This window comes from Streptococcus sp. ELY_125, assembly GCF_058314535.1.
The window spans coordinates 67,130-82,647 of record NZ_JBZFUM010000008.1 but is presented as its reverse complement, the minus strand read 5'-3'; the positions used below and the strand labels follow the sequence as shown (position 1 = coordinate 82,647).

15 protein-coding genes are annotated in these 15,518 nt (G+C 39.3%); 1 reads left to right on the top strand and 14 read right to left on the bottom strand.

The window, feature by feature from the left end:
• Positions 1-147: 147 nt before the first annotated feature.
• The 11 genes from AC4HAL_RS05055 to AC4HAL_RS05005 all read right to left on the bottom strand — a co-directional run bounded on the left by AC4HAL_RS05055 (position 148) and on the right by AC4HAL_RS05005 (position 11,215).
• Positions 148-546 carry a hypothetical protein gene (locus tag AC4HAL_RS05055; RefSeq protein ID WP_491093261.1) on the bottom strand — a complete coding sequence of 133 codons (399 nt, stop codon included), beginning with the start codon at positions 544-546 and terminating at the stop codon, positions 148-150.
• A gap of 12 nt (positions 547-558) precedes the next feature.
• Positions 559-897 (bottom strand): hypothetical protein, encoded by a 339-nt coding sequence (locus AC4HAL_RS05050; protein ID WP_491093260.1) that lies wholly within the window; start codon positions 895-897, stop codon positions 559-561.
• Positions 890-1,192, bottom strand: a complete 303-nt coding sequence (locus tag AC4HAL_RS05045; RefSeq protein ID WP_491093264.1) for a type II toxin-antitoxin system RelB/DinJ family antitoxin — start codon at positions 1,190-1,192, stop codon at positions 890-892. Before AC4HAL_RS05045 ends, AC4HAL_RS05050 begins: the two co-directional genes overlap by 8 nt.
• Before the next feature lie 732 nt (positions 1,193-1,924).
• Positions 1,925-3,451 (bottom strand): zinc ABC transporter substrate-binding protein AdcA, encoded by a 1,527-nt coding sequence (locus AC4HAL_RS05040; protein WP_491093259.1) that lies wholly within the window; start codon positions 3,449-3,451, stop codon positions 1,925-1,927.
• Positions 3,452-3,669: 218 nt separating this feature from the next.
• Positions 3,670-4,581 (bottom strand): DNA-binding protein WhiA, encoded by a 912-nt coding sequence (gene whiA, locus AC4HAL_RS05035; RefSeq protein WP_491093258.1) that lies wholly within the window; start codon positions 4,579-4,581, stop codon positions 3,670-3,672.
• Positions 4,578-5,555, bottom strand: a complete 978-nt coding sequence (locus AC4HAL_RS05030; RefSeq protein ID WP_491093257.1) for a YvcK family protein — start codon at positions 5,553-5,555, stop codon at positions 4,578-4,580. The genes whiA and AC4HAL_RS05030 overlap by 4 nt, the downstream gene beginning before the upstream one ends.
• The gene (gene rapZ, locus AC4HAL_RS05025; protein WP_491093262.1) at positions 5,552-6,439 is read right to left on the bottom strand and encodes an RNase adapter RapZ; all 888 of its coding nucleotides are present in this window, start codon (positions 6,437-6,439) and stop codon (positions 5,552-5,554) included. The genes AC4HAL_RS05030 and rapZ overlap by 4 nt, the downstream gene beginning before the upstream one ends.
• On the bottom strand, positions 6,423-7,193 hold the full coding sequence (locus AC4HAL_RS05020; protein ID WP_491093256.1) for a DUF1003 domain-containing protein: 771 nt from the start codon (positions 7,191-7,193) through the stop codon (positions 6,423-6,425). The genes rapZ and AC4HAL_RS05020 overlap by 17 nt, the downstream gene beginning before the upstream one ends.
• Positions 7,194-7,552: 359 nt before the next feature.
• The gene (locus tag AC4HAL_RS05015; RefSeq protein WP_447452026.1) at positions 7,553-7,930 is read right to left on the bottom strand and encodes a RidA family protein; all 378 of its coding nucleotides are present in this window, start codon (positions 7,928-7,930) and stop codon (positions 7,553-7,555) included.
• Between the two features lie 131 nt (positions 7,931-8,061).
• Positions 8,062-9,162, bottom strand: coding sequence for an iron-containing alcohol dehydrogenase family protein (locus tag AC4HAL_RS05010; RefSeq protein ID WP_491093255.1), 1,101 nt, complete (start codon positions 9,160-9,162; stop codon positions 8,062-8,064).
• A 277-nt stretch (positions 9,163-9,439) separates the two neighbouring features.
• Positions 9,440-11,215 (bottom strand): DHA2 family efflux MFS transporter permease subunit, encoded by a 1,776-nt coding sequence (locus AC4HAL_RS05005; RefSeq protein WP_491093254.1) that lies wholly within the window; start codon positions 11,213-11,215, stop codon positions 9,440-9,442.
• Between the two features lie 178 nt (positions 11,216-11,393).
• Between AC4HAL_RS05005 and AC4HAL_RS05000 the strand changes: the two genes are divergently transcribed.
• Positions 11,394-11,933, top strand: a complete 540-nt coding sequence (locus AC4HAL_RS05000; protein WP_491093253.1) for a TetR/AcrR family transcriptional regulator — start codon at positions 11,394-11,396, stop codon at positions 11,931-11,933.
• Between the two features lie 384 nt (positions 11,934-12,317).
• Here AC4HAL_RS05000 and asnS read toward each other — a convergent pair whose 3' ends face one another.
• The 3 genes from asnS to AC4HAL_RS04985 all read right to left on the bottom strand — a co-directional run bounded on the left by asnS (position 12,318) and on the right by AC4HAL_RS04985 (position 15,492).
• Positions 12,318-13,664, bottom strand: a complete 1,347-nt coding sequence (gene asnS, locus AC4HAL_RS04995; RefSeq protein WP_447452014.1) for an asparagine--tRNA ligase — start codon at positions 13,662-13,664, stop codon at positions 12,318-12,320.
• A 170-nt stretch (positions 13,665-13,834) separates the two neighbouring features.
• The gene (locus AC4HAL_RS04990) at positions 13,835-15,016 is read right to left on the bottom strand and encodes a pyridoxal phosphate-dependent aminotransferase (RefSeq protein WP_491093252.1); all 1,182 of its coding nucleotides are present in this window, start codon (positions 15,014-15,016) and stop codon (positions 13,835-13,837) included.
• Positions 15,013-15,492: a cell wall elongation regulator TseB-like domain-containing protein gene (locus tag AC4HAL_RS04985; RefSeq protein WP_491093251.1), complete on the bottom strand. Its 480-nt coding sequence runs from the start codon at positions 15,490-15,492 to the stop codon at positions 15,013-15,015. The genes AC4HAL_RS04990 and AC4HAL_RS04985 overlap by 4 nt, the downstream gene beginning before the upstream one ends.
• Between the last annotated feature and the right edge of the window lie 26 nt (positions 15,493-15,518).

Below are 15,518 nucleotides of genomic sequence, written 5' to 3'. Positions count from 1 at the left end.
AAGGCCTTTTTATTTTGACCAAATTCAAGTAAATACCTTAGTTATTGTCACCTCAGGCCATATTTTTCTAGAGAATTTTTAAAAAAAGACAAACTCCCAAAAAGAAGTTTGTCTTCGGTCTGAAACGACTAGAAATTATCTAGCCGTTTATTTTTCTTTCTGATTTGCTGCTTTTTGTTTTTTCACCACCTTATTATATGATTTACTCCCTTTTTTATAATAAGTCTCTTTATGTTCAGGACCATAAGCTTTAATGCTAATCTTTAATTCTCCTGATTCACTCAAAGTATAGGGAAAAACAAACTCTTTACCACTCATAGAAACAGTCATTTGTTTTTTCTCTCGATCAATGGACGTAATAGAGTACTCACTACCATCAATCTCAATTTTTCCACTATCACCTTTAATTGTTACAACCTTTTCATTCCTACCCCCAGCTTCAGGATATATCCAATAATAATCTCCATCCAAACTATCCTTTTGTGAACAGGCTACCAAGACTACCGCTGCCACTGCTAACATCACTAATCCAAATATTTTTTTCATATAAATGCCTCCTTAGCCCAATCTTTCCAATATAAAAGCCTTAAAGCGTTCAATATCTCTATCAGTTAAGTGTCCCAAAATAGTAAAATTATGACCATTACCAATTTCATAATACCTGACCGTATCAATCCAAGATGGTCTTTTCAAACCAGCTTTAAACCAATCAATAATTTCAAAATATTTATCTTGAATATCAGCTGACTTCCTATCAAATTGAGACGTCACCTTTAAAACCTTTAAGGTTTCATCATTAAATTTGACAAGCATTCCTGGACGAACTTTTGAGCCTGTCCCATCATCAAAAGGTATCCGAGCAATCAAAATATCATAACGCTGCACATCATCAACCATTGCTCACCTCATATTCCGGAAATTCTTCATCAAAAAATTCCGCAACATCATCAGGATTAGTAAAATCAATCTTTCTTTTATCAAGTTTTGTCAAGATTAAATCTTCTAATTCCTGATCTGTCATACTATTTGATTCCTTTTTTAATTCAAATGGCAGTCCACCTACACTTTGTGATTTTTTCAAAAACATGATAAAGGCCTCTCCAACACTCGTGCCCAAATCATTATACAGTGCGGCAACATCATCATACAATTTTTTATCAACTCGCTTCTGAAACAACTTAGTAGTAGCCATATCCATACCTCTTTATATCTTATTACACTATTATTGTATGATTTTAGTATGGCATTGTCAATACTTGGGTAATGGTTTATAAAATAAGTCTACTTTTTTTATTACTTTATAGACAAAAATTGACAAATACAAAATAAAAATATATACTTTAGGTACAAAAAGTTGTCGCATTGACACCCAAACACCCCATCTATGGCCGTAGATGAGGTGTTTTTTTTATGTTCCTTTCGGATTAACAGGGTTAGTTAGACTAATCATCTCTGTTGTCCTCACGATCTAGCCATTTGTAAATGAGATGACTAACCACATTTACTACGATCGTAAGTAAGACGTCAAAAAGTTGTCGCATTTTCATCACCCCCTTTCGTTTCCCAACGAAAGTTGAAAGATGACAAAAACATTATAGCATATAAAATAACAGATATTAAAATAAATACAAAAAAAGAATACCAAGCTCACCTGATATTCTTTAAATTATATTCATAACTACAGCCTAAAAAATCCCCCCAAATCTTCACACATTAGAACAAATTACTTACAATTATATCTTAAAAATTTCAGCAAATATCCTTTTAAGCACCGATATCTTCAAAACAGTATACAACAATTCAATCCTCTCAATACGAAATACGGCCTCAAATAAGATTGAAAAACAGCTCCAATGAGCTGTTTTTCTCTGTCTAGAAAAAAACTGAGCTGAAAATATTTCCAGCTCAGTTTTTTATGTATAGCTTAGGTGTGAACAACAAGATCTTGTGCAATTTCATGTCCTGTCATGTCTTTAGGATAGTAGGTTGGCCAATTATCCATTTCTTTAAGAATGGCTTCTTGGCTACTAGCTCCCCAAAATAGATGGAAATGACTGCTCTTAATCTTTGATATATTATGATCGCTAAACTGAATGTATTTAAATTCTCCAGCTTTACTATCGGTTGCTTCAAAGAGATAGCGGACACCACGGTTCCCCTTTTCATAGGTCAATATTTTATAGCCTGCATACTTATAGGTATACGTATACTTTTTGCCATTTTTCGTAAAGCTTACCTGATTTTTATCCCCTTTTATAAGGATCGCTGTAACATCTGTCTTATATCCCTTGCTATAATAATCCTTATATTCCTTAGCGGTCATATCCTTATTAAGCTTAGCCTTGTAGTCCCAGACTTGATCCAAGGTTCCATCTGTGAGATAAGGATAGACAGACTGCCAGTTGCCCGACCAGTCGGACAATTTACGATTGGTCACATCAGCATCCTTAAAATAGCCTTTTTGTACAGTTTTTTCAGGTTCCTTAGCCGGCACCTCCTGTCCCTGACTATCTGTTGTTTTACGGAGATTAGTAAGGTTCCTGCGCATGATTGAAATATAATTTTCGCCCTTATCTAGTTCTTTTTGCGTCAGACTTTCAACAGGGTTTAAAACAAGGGTCTGAACACCAGCTTCTTTGGCCAAAGTGTCAGAAACAGCTGATGATGCATTTTCTTCAAAATAGACATACTTGATACCGTAATCTTTTACTTGCTGACTCAGTTCAGCTAAATGCTGGGCTGAAGGATCGCTTTCAGCTGAGAATCCATTGATATGGATCTGGTTAAGCCCATAATCTAAGGCTAGATAATTAAAAGCGGCATGCTGGGTAACAAAACTAGTTTGTCGAGCTGAAGAGAGCGCATTACTATACTCTTTATCCAGTTTTTCTAACTTCTTAATATAAGTGGCAGCATTTTTTTTAAAGGTATTAGCCTTATTTGGAAATTTTTTAGATAAACTGTCGCGGATATTCTCTACTAGTTTAATACTACGGTGAGGAGATAACCAGACATGAGGGTCATACTCATGATGATGACCCGCCTCAGATCCTTCATGATCATGCTCGCCTTCGTCTCCAGCTAGTAAAAGCATATCGCCTGTTGCCTTAATAAAGGTTGTCTTATCCTTGCCAATTGACTTTTTAATTTTAGGAACCCAGGTTTCCATATTTTCGTTGTCATAAACCAGAGCATCTGCTTCCTGCATGGCGGCCACATCCTTGGTTGAGGGCTCAAAATCATGTGGCTCCGTTCCAGCCTTTATCAAGAGCTTGACTTCACCTTGATCTCCCACTACTTCCTTGGTAAATTCATACATAGGATAAAAGGTGGCTACAACTTTGATCTTCCCATTGGTTCGTTCTTGGGACTTATTGAACCAAATCCCTCCAATGATGGCACAAATAAGCACAAACAAACTTCCAAAAATGATGGTTTGCTTTTTTTTCATTTTGGTTTCCTTTCCTTAACCAGTTAATTAAATTGTTTACTGGTTAAGTATATCATATTTTCCTGTAAGTGCAAGGCATTTTATTAAAAAATTAAAAATAAACCGATAGCCTTTTTTGACTACCGATGTAGAAAATATTTTTATTTGCTTTCCTTGATATACTTAGCAAGTAATGGAAAAAGAGCGAATCTATATTGAGCCTTACTTAAGCTTATGCACTAAAGTTCATCCGCGATTTTATTAATTTTTCGCAAACGGTGATTGACGCCACTTTTAGTTAGGGGGAACTCTAAATTATCAGCAATTTGTTGGATAGAATACTCTGGGTGATCGACACGAATTTGGGCAACTTGTTGTAATTCTGCTGGTAGGATATCTAAGCCAGCAGTATCCATAATTTTGATAATATTATTGATGGTTTTCATGCTAGCTGTGACCGTTCGGGTGATATTAGCTGTTTCTGCATTAGTCGTGCGGTTGAGATCATTGCGTGCTTCACGCATGACTTTTACTTCTTCGAAAGTAGCCTTAGCAGCCACTGCACCGATGACAAGTAAGAAATCCATGATATCCTCGGCTTTTTGTAGGTAGGTCACCGAACCGTTTTTATGATCAATCACCTTAGCATCTAACATAAATTTGCGCATCAATTGAGCTAAATCTTCAGCATGATCCTGATAAACAGAAAAAATTTCCAGCTGATACTTTCCCGACTCCGGATCACGAATAGAGCCACTAGCTAGGAAAGCACCGCGAAGATAGATTCGCCCTGCCTCATCGTTTTCCAGCACACGCTGCTCAATACCAGTTTCAATCCCAAAAAAAGAATCTGCTAGCTGAAGGTCGGAGAGAATTGTTTCGACATCTTGATCTACAAAAACGGTATAAACCCGGTTTTTCTTTAGATTAGTCTTTTGATGGTAGCGAATATCGGGTTGACTGGCGTAGAGACTTTCCAATAAGGAGTAAATATGACGGGCAATCTTTGCATTCTCTGTTAGAATTGACAGCGTCAGTCCCTTGCCTGTCAGTCCCAAACTTCCTGACATCTTAATGATTGCAGATAACTGACTGCGATCAGTATCTCTTAAGGCTAGCACTTCTTCTTTAACTTGAGTCGTAAAACTCATCGTTTTCTCCTTTTTGTCAAGCGCATCAGTTCCTCCACGACTAACTCACCATGGTGGAAGGCTCCGCCATTTTCTAATCGCAGGAAGTTAGAAGAAATGACCCGCTTAACTAATTTTTGCAAACCAACAAAATCATGTTCTACCTGTACCAAATACTCATCAAATTTATTGGTATCCATATAATCTTTTGGCACCAGCTCAACATTGACAAGAACAGTATCAATAACATCAGCACCTAGATGTCGATTGAGTACAGCTACATGATCCGCATCTGTAAAGCGTTCAGTTTCTCCGTACTGGGTCATGATATTGCAGACATAAGCAACTTCAGCCGGAGTTTCAAGAAGCGCCTCCCTAATCTCAGGGATAACAAGGTTGGGCAAGATTGAGGTAAAAAGCGACCCCGGTCCTAGGACAATCATGTCACTGTCCAAAATGGTTTCAACCACCTTACGGCTGGCCCTGGGTTGCTTAGCATTGTAAGTATTAGTCACAAAAACATGATCTATCATACCATCATAGTCCGCAATGCTGGACTCTCCTACAACTTCATGGCCATCTTGAAAGACAGCATGAAGGGTTAAAGCATCCTCACTGGCTGGGTAGATTTTCCCTGTCGTATGGAAGAATTTACTGAGAATTTGCATAGCATGGTAAGTTGAACCCTGCATTTCAGAAATACCTGCAATGATTAAATTGCCCAAAGGGTGACCGGAAAGCGCACCATCATCGTCATTAAAACGATACTGGAAAATTTTCTCATAAAATTTAGGCATGTCACTCATAGCGACTAGGACATTGCGCAGATCCCCCGGTGGTGTTAGTTGCATAGCAGAACGTAATTCACCTGAGGAACCGCCATCATCTGCCACTGTTACAATAGCGGTAATATCAACATTTTCATGTCTAAGACTTTTGAGCAGAACAGGAATCCCGGTCCCACCGCCAATAACGGTTATCTTGGGTTTTCTCATGAGCGATTCACCGTTTCCTTGCGCCGATCCTTATCACGATGACTTTCATTAACTGTCCAACCTTTCTTCAACTCTTCAGCTAGTCGATGGGAAAAAGCCACACTGCGATGTTGACCGCCTGTACAACCGATGGCAATCGTCAAAACAGATTTTCCCTCTTTCTGATAGCCCGGTAAAATCGGATTGATAAGGGCCAACAAGTGACGGTAGAAGTTCTCAGATTCATCATGGCTCATCACATAAGAAACCACTTCCTGATCTAAACCAGTATGATTGCGCAGTTCAGGAATATAATAAGGATTCGGTAAGAAACGAACATCAAAGACTAGGTCAGCATCAAGAGGTAAACCATATTTAAAACCAAAACTCATGACCTCAATTCGAAAAGGAGCCGCATCATTCTCTGAGGAGAACTGCTCAGCAATTGTTCTACGTAGCTGACGCGGTGTCAACTCTGTCGTGTCCACGACATTTTGACTCATGCTTTTTAAAGGAGCCAAGAGTTCCCTTTCCAGCTTAATCCCATCCATTACCCGACCAGCGGCTGCAAGGGGATGGCTGCGGCGGGTTTCTTTGTAGCGAGCAACCAGCTCGCCATCTGTAGCGTCCAAAAAAAGAATTTTAAACTGGATATTCTGATTTTTATCCAAGTCATCTAAAATTGAATTAAGTTCCTTAAAAAACAAGCGGCTGCGCATGTCAACAACAAGAGCTACCTTGTCATTTTCTTCACTTTGGCTTACAAGCTCCATAAATTTAGGTACTAAAGCCGGAGGCATATTGTCAATCGTAAAGTAGCCCATATCTTCAAACGATTGGATAGCAACGGTCTTTCCTGCACCGCTCATGCCGGTTACTATAACAAGATTAATAGGATTCGTCATCATTTTTACTCCTCTCCAGCTGGTCTTTCAGCTCATAGCTGGTTGCTTGTAAATCATCTAGCTGCTGAGTTATGGAAGCTAGCATCTCTGTCTGCAGTTTTTGCACCTCTAGCAAATCAGATTGGTCCTGCTGGACAAGGTGATCCAGCTTAGTGTGTAAAAGACGGATCCCCTCTTCTGATTTCTTATTAACATTAAAGTCGTTCTTGGCTTGCAGGCGGTCATAGTCAGATGCTCGATTCTGACTCATCATAATCAAAGGAGCCTGAATAGCTGCCAAAGTAGATAAGGCCAGATTTAATAAAATAAAGGGGTAGGCATCAAATTGAATACCTAAGGGCTTGTAAATGTTCAGAGCCATCCAAATCCCCATAAAGAGAATAAAACTGATAATAAAGGTCCAGGAACCGCCAAAACGTGCGACATCGTCAGCTATTCTCTGACCGAATGTAACCTTACGATCCAACACTTCCTGAACATCCAAGGTTTCATAATCTTTATTTTTAGTCACATCGTAGACTGTCTCACGAATGTAATCATTCTTAACCTGTGCCCGCTCGATAGTCTGGTTGAGAAAGAGGAGCCGATAATGCAGCAAATCTTTATTACTGATAAAAGCCGTATCCTCTAAATGTGGATGGTCACGTTTCAATAAATTTTTTAAGCGGTGATCAATTTCCGATAAAAAGACCCCTTCGGTAAGGCGATAGGGTTGATGATTTAGAGCGTCAAAGATAAGCTCATCTTCTGGCATATAGAGACCTTCTTTCTATTCCATATTATAGCATAAATAACCAAGCAGCCAAAATAGAGGAGGGCTCTTATAAGCAGTAAGACGCTTAAAATGCCCCCAAATAGCAGTAGTCATACTTATACTATACTACTCTTGTCCAGCCTCTTTTTAAAATGGCAAAAAGCTCTGAACAAAGTTAAAATAAACAGTTAACAAAGGGGCCCAAGTCTGGAAGGACAGATTGAGTTATACTTGTACTTCAAAGCCCTCACTTATAAAGCCCCCGAACTTAACGACGGAAACGAGGTTAAAATATTATTCAAACCAAAAAAGAAAAAGAGATCTCACTTTTTGACATCTCAATCTCTTGTTATCTACGCCTACTTTAAGTAAGCAATTACTTCAATTTCAACCTTGACATCTTTAGGCAGACGAGCAACCTCGACGGCTGAACGCGCAGGGAATTCTTCTTTGAAGGCCGTTGCATAAACTTCGTTAAAAGGCACAAAATCATTCATGTCACTTAGGAAGCAAGTGGTCTTAACTACATGGTCAAAATCAGTACCTGCCTCAGCCAAGATGGCTTTAATATTATTAAGTACCTGCTGGGTCTGTTCCCGAATGGTCGTCCCTAAAACTTCTCCTGTCTCTGGTGACAAGGGTACTTGACCAGAAGCAAACAGGAACTCCCCTGCTTGCTTAGCCTGTACATAGGGGCCGATAGCTGCTGGTGCTTTATCAGTATGGAAAGTTTTCATGGTTGTTTTCTCCTTATATTAAGATACAGAAAGGGTTCGCGGATCAAGCAAAATAGGAGCTTCGACCAAGGCGTTTGTGTCTAGAAAGAAGCTATTTTTTTGCATCATCCGCCAAGAGCACAGAGACATTATCAGTTATTGGATAAGTGCTGCCCTAGCTGATTTACCTCACGAATAGCTTGGGCAAATTGTTCTGAATCAAATGGTGTATTTTTATATTCATTGGTGGTAACTGCCACTTCTACAATTTTCGGAATATCATCCTCAGTTAATCCCAATTCTTTCAAGGTTATCGGCAAGCCCAAGCTCCTGTTAAATCTAGCGACACGTTCTAGCTCTTCTTGCTCTTGATAGTAAGCATGCAGAACCAAAACACCATAGGATACGACTACTCCATGTAGGTATTCTCCTGAACGTTTGATTGCCGTAGTCCCATTATAAAAGGCATGGGCATGGCAAGAATTATAATAGAAATCTGGCTGATTAACTAAGTTGGAGGCATAACCAGTTGAAACAACAATATCTAGTGCAATTTCTTCGATTGCTTTAGAAGGTCGGTTATGCTTGACATCTTCCATACCAGCCTCGCCGTAGCGGTAAAAAGCATCTTTAGAGGACAGAGCCACAGCTTGGCCCAAGCTAGCTGTATGGGGAAGATCTACTAGGCCCCTGTTCTTAGCTTCTGCTACAGCATGCTCGACTTCAGGTGCTTTTGAAATACCATCACCGATACCAGCCCAGAAATATTTTTCAGGCGCATTAGCAATCACTCTGGTATTAATAAAGATATGCAAGGGGGAATCAGGATAGCCATAGCGCAAAAGTGAGTGATCATCCTTATAAACTACGGCAATAGCAGTTCCAGCAGAACAGTTAGAACAAATAGTCGGAAAGGTAAAGGTCGGTTTATCCAACTCTTTTGCTACCATCTTGGCTGTATCGAGTGCCTTACCACCACCAAAACCAAAGATAGCATCAGCCTTTTGGACATCCGGAGTCGCCACTAACTTATCAATATTAGTTTGCGTTGAATCCTTGCCGTAAACAAAACTGCCCTTTACCTCGACATCAGCTGCTTCCAAAATGGCACGAACCTCTGACTCTGTGGCTCCCAAAGCTCTTTTTCCTCCAATGAGGACCACACTTTTGACACCGTAAGGTTTTAGTACCTCAGGAATCTCCTTATAGCAGTCTTCACCATAGCTGTAATTAGCCATTACATTTGTTGTCATTACGCTTCCTCCTAAAATTAGGTGGTCATCGTCTATTTTTGGGCGGTGACAATATGAACATAAAGAGAGGCTAGCCTGACTGACCAGACACCACTTTATCGCTGTACCATTTATTATAGCAAAGTTTTCAGAAAATTGAAACGAAAGTCCAAATAAAAACCCTAAAAGGAACTGCAAACTGACAATCAGCTTAACATTCCCGTAGTGTCAGTAGCCCCAAAGTCAAATTTATAAATACCATTATTTCTAGAACAGATATAATAAAGTTGAGCCATGTTCAACATTGTTTATCTTTTCTATCTGTCATATAGACAAGGGGTAGGCATACTAGAACGATGAGACCACCAATATTGAACACTTGGTCGAATGCTTGACTCAATTCATCATTTTTAGATTTTACAATATTTTTCAGGGAGTCCGTTAACTCTTTCTTTTGTGCCAATAGTTGGATAGCCGTACTCATCTTCTTTTGCCCCATTGACAGGCTGGACAAGCTTGATTTCAACTGTGGAAGTGGAACAGCACCAGCAATTTTTTCAGAACCAGCAACCATCAGCTCATTAGCATCATAAAGCTTACGATAATCACTACCCTTTTTAGGCTTAGGCAATTTACTTTTATCCTGCGCTGCTTGCTTGATTCTTTTAACCATTGTGTTTTGTTTCTTTGATGTATTAGTACTATTTTTAGATGTTTTAAAAGTATTTCTTATTTCTTCACGTGCGACTTTCTTTACTTTTGTTGATAGAACACGATGATCAATTTGATGATAAGCTTCTTCTTTAATATTAGCTTTTGCTGTATTAATATTTCCGTTTAAAATAGTAACAAGCAAAGCTATACCTAAAGCCTGTCCAATATACCTTGAAGCGTTGACAATACCTGAGCCGATCCCTGTTTTGGTAACTGGCAGATATTTTACTGAGGAAGTAAGCGCCATCGCCATAAAACCAAGTCCAAGGCCAATAATAATATTACAGCAAACGATAATGCCTTTTGAAGTGTTCTGTTCAACAAATCCCAACATGAATAAGCCGCCAGCCGTAACTGCTATTCCAATACCAATTAACAGCTTAGCACTGAGTTTTTGATACATCTTTGTTGCCAAGGGCATACCTATTGCTATAGCCAGAGAAGCCGGAACGATTAAATAAGCTGAGTGCAATGCTGAGTAGTTGCGGACATTTTGCAAAAAATAATTCACTACAAATGAAGGCACGATAATGGCAAATCCAAAGACCATATAGACAATACTGGAAGCCGTAAATGTTTTTTCTCGAAATAAGGAAAGCTCTATAATTGGTGATTTGACTTTTCTCTCAGTAAGAATAAAAAGAACTAATCCTACCAAGCTCAGCATGAAACTTGATACGATTACCTGAGAAGTCCAACCGTATTCTCGGCCTTCTAACAGACCAAAAATCAATCCTCCTAGTGCAAGCGTTAGAAAAATCACGCCTAGCCAATCAATACTCTTAGTTATACTTGAGTCGTATGATTCCTGTGTTCCAATTAAAATAAAAAGTAAGGCTAAAACAGCTATCGGAACATTAATACCAAAAATCCAGTGATAACTGGTCCAATTTATAATTATCCCTCCTATGACAGGTCCTCCTGCCGCTGCAATAGCTCCAAAAGCCCCTATAACTGCAGTAATGCGACTTGTTTTCTCTTTTCCAAACAGTTCAATCCCCATAGGCAAAACAATAGGAGTAAGAATCGCTCCTCCAAGTCCTTGAAAAAAGCGATAAATAATAAGAGGGAAAAGTGAGCTTGCGGTCATACAAGCAAATGAAAAGCCTCCAAATACAATCACTCCAATGAGCATGACTAACTTTCGACCGTAAATATCCGCCAGTTTAGATGCTGTAATAATAAAAGCTGACATAGCTAAAACATAAATTGTAGCAACCCAGCTGGTGTCAGTCAGCCCTGTGTGTAAATTGTCCATGATATCAGGAAGGGCAATGTTGACAATCGTAGCATCTAAAGCTCCCATAAACATTGCCAGAATAAGACCGATAAAACCGATAATTTTTCTTATATTCGACATTTAATATGTCTCCTTTCTGAATAAAGAATAAATGTAAAATAATAAACTACGCAATAAAATACTAGACAAGCATTTCCAAGAAGGATGCCGAAATTTATTGATAATTTATAAAAAAAGAATATAATAGTACGTAAAAAATAGCCATGACAAAATTGAACAAGTTGTTAAATTAAGAAAAATGAGTCAAATAAGACAGACACAAAGTGTAAAACATCTCAAAAACGCCTTAATCGATTTACTATTAGAGAAAGATTACTTCAAAATTTCGATTGGTGAAATTGCAAAACGGGCAAATGTCAGTCGAGGCACCTTTTATCAACATTTTTTAGATAAAGATGATTTAGCCTATACTATTGGTGAAGAAACATTGGAAAGATTCTGGAATATCCTTTCCAAAGGTAATTTGTCCAAAAGAGAAAAAATAGTGGAAACCCTAGAAGAGATTCAATTGGATTTTAAACACTTTAAAGCTATCTCTCAAGCCTCTCACATGGAATTTTCCCAAAAAGTTCAAGAGCTAATAAGAAACCTCATAAGCAATAACCCTACTTTAAAAAACAATATAAAAGCTCATACAAAAGTTTCTGATGATATTATTATTCAGGTGTTTTGTTCTTCTTTTAAGACCGTAATCTCATCTTGGATAAAAAATGATTTAAAAGAAAAACCTTCGGACGTTGCTGACACTATCATGAAAATTGAAAGATTATTTTGGTGATAAAAACATATTAAGATTAGTAATGAAGAAATCTCCGACGGAGAGAGATCTTCATTACTTTTTCTTTGTGCTAAAGCAGAGGTGCCTCGTTAAGTCGTGGATACCTTAAACACTAGACATCGAAATAAAATTGGAGAAATATCTGTTTTAGCAAGGCTCTATTAGAAGTCTATGGAATGAGTAACATCGTATATTAAAAAAGAAGACAAACTTTGTCTCCTCTCGTGCTTAGCTATAAGTCGCCCACTACAGTTGACAAAGAGCCCTAATTTCATAATGCTTCATAATTTTATAACATTTAGTCCAAATAAAAACCCTCTAAAATCAGAGTTTAGAACTCTAACTTTAGAGGGAGAATAATTGATAGCAGTAAGTATAATAACCTTAAGGTTTAATACGGTGCAACATACGTGGGAAGGGGATGGCTTCACGAATGTGCTTAGTACCTGCGACGAAAGTTACCATGCGTTCTAAGCCAAGTCCAAACCCACAGTGAGGGACTGACCCGTATTTACGAAGGTCAAGATAGAAGTCGTAATCTTCTGGATTAAGTCCTTCTTCTTCAATCTTGGCCATAAGTTTATCGTAATCTGTTTCACGCTCGGACCCGCCAATGATTTCACCATAACCTTCTGGTGCTAGGAGGTCCGCACAGAGCACACGCTCTGGGTTGTCAGGAACTGGCTTCATGTAGAAAGCTTTGAAACTTGCTGGATAATTGACAACAAAGGTCGGGACTCCAAAGTAATTTGAAATCCATGTTTCATGCGGAGAACCAAAGTCATCACCATGCTCAAGATGGTCGTAATCCACTCCTTCATCATTTTCATGAGCCTGAAGTAAATCAATAGCATCATCGTAAGACACGCGTTTGAATGGCTCAGTGACATAGCGTTTAAGAGCTTCAACATCACGATCCAAGATTTCAAGCGCTTGTGGTGCGCGCTCCAAGACGCCCTGGATCAAAGCTTTGACATAAGCTTCCTGCAAATCAAGTGATTCATCATGACTCAAGAAGGGATATTCTGCATCCATCATCCAGAATTCCGTTAAATGGCGACGCGTTTTAGACTTTTCAGCACGGAAAACAGGACCAAAATCATACACACGGCCAAGCGCCATAGCACCCGCTTCAAGATAGAGCTGACCTGACTGGCTCAAGAAAGCAGGGGAACCAAAGTAATCCGTCTCAAAAAGTTCAGTAGTATTTTCGGCAGCATTTCCTGAAAGAATAGGGCTGTCAAATTTGATAAAGCCATTCTTATCAAAGAATTCTGTTGAGGCCATCAGGATGGCATTACGAATTTGCATAATCGCCATTTGTTTACGCGAGCGCAGCCAAAGATGGCGGTTATCCATCAAAAAGTCTGTCCCATGTTCCTTTGGTGTGATTGGATAATCATTTGATTCACCGATAATCTCAACATCGGTGATATCCAGTTCATAGCCAAATTTTGAACGTTCATCTTCTTTAACGATACCGGTCACATAAACAGACGTTTCCTGATTAAGATGACGAATGGTGTTAAATTTTTCTGTTCCTTCTTCTTCACCATATTTTTCGATGAAGTTAGGTTTGAAGGCAACCCCTTGGAAGAAGGCAGAGCCATCGCGCAATTGAAGGAAGGCAATTTTCCCCTTTCCAGACTTATTGGCAACCCAGCTGCCGATGGTAACTTCTTCACCCACATAGTCTTTTACTTGACTGATCGTAACACGTTTTGTTGACATGTAATTCTTTTCCCTTTTCTAATTTATTCGTTTTTCTAGCAAACAGCCTAAATTATATCCGTCAGGATTATTAAAAAGGCTACTTTGCGGTCCGGATAGTAGCACTTACAGATACTAGAACCCCATATTCTAAACTCTCACTTTCAAGCTTACCTGCTGACTGCTACCAATTATTTCTCCATAAATGCCTTGATACGTTGAACGGCCTCTTTGAGGGTATCCAAATCGGTAGCGTAGCTGAGTCGAACATTTTCGGGGGCTCCAAATCCGGCTCCTGTTACTAAAGCAACGCCTGTATCTTCAAGAATTGCTGTGGTGAACTCGGTCACATCCGTAAAGCCCTTGAGCTTCATGGCTTCCTTAACATTTGGAAAGAAGTAGAAAGCACCTTGTGGTTTTACCGTCTTAAAGCCTGGGATTTCTTCTAGAAGAGGATAGATCGTATTTAACCTCTCTTCAAAGGCCTGACGCATGATTTCAACGCTGGTTTGATCGCCAGCGAAAGCTTCAATAGCAGCATACTGGGCTACTGTTGTTAAATTAGAAGTGGTTTGGCCAATAATCTTGCTCATAGCTGCAATAATATCAGCCTGTCCAACCGCAAATCCAACACGCCATCCCGTCATAGCATAAGATTTAGCAACTCCATTAATAACGATGGTTTGCTGACGGATAGTATCTGATAAGGTTGAAATCGGTGTGAATTCTGCACCATTATAGACCAAGCGGCCATAAATATCATCCGATAGAATTAGAATATCATGCGCTACAGCCCAATCACCAATTGTCCGCAATTCTTCTGCGGTGTAAATCATTCCTGTAGGATTCGATGGAGAATTCAGCAGGAAAACCTTGGTTTTATCAGTTCTAGCAGCCTCTAGCTGTTCAACAGTTACCTTAAAGTTGTTTTCTTCCTTCGTTTGTACGAAGACGGGAAGTCCTTGCGCTGCTTCGATTTGATCGGCATAAGACACCCAGTAAGGTGCTGGAATAATGACCTCATCCCCAGGATTGATAACTGCCATAAAGAAAGCATATAGAACATATTTAGCTCCAGTTCCTGCGACAATCTGATTGCGCTCAACAGAATAGCCATAAAAACGTTTCATATAGCTGTTGATGGCATCTTTTAACTCCGGAAGACCAGATGCCAGCGTATAAAAGGAAGCTCGGCCGCTTTTAATTGCCTCAATAGCAGCATTCTGAATGTTTTTTGGTGTAGTGAAATCAGGTTCTCCCAAGGTCAGGCTCAGGATGTTTTTTCCTTGCGCCTGCAGTTCTTTAGCCTTAGCGCCAGCTGCTTGGGTCACGCTTTCTTTCATCTCTAATACTCGCTTTGATAAATAGGTCATAGTCCCTCCTTCTTGACCAGATCACCTGTTTCAAAATTTACTAAATAGTAAGCACCGTCGGCTCGAACTTCCCAGATAGGAACCCCTTCTGCCATACCAAAAGTGGTTTTCTGGATCTTACGGGCACCTTCTTTTTTAGCAGTGTCTTGGGCTTGCTCAGCCTTAATGCCTTGATTGGCCCTGTAGACATAGACCTGCCCCTGATGCTTCTTATTGATGGTTACCATAATGGTCTCACCACCTTGGTTCTTACCAAAAACAGTGTAAAAAACTTCTCTGCCATTGTACTGGTTAAAATCTGAAACCGAAGCGAAGTCCGCATATTCTTTAGCCGTTTGAATCGCCTGACTTCTAGCATCTTGATTGGGCTTTAGAGCTGCCTTAAAGAAAAAGAAGATACCGACCGCTACTAAAACCAGCAATCCTAAAACACCAAACAAATAACGCCAAAAATGCTTAATTTTCAGCCTTTTCATGCCACCATCCCTTTTATACATTGATA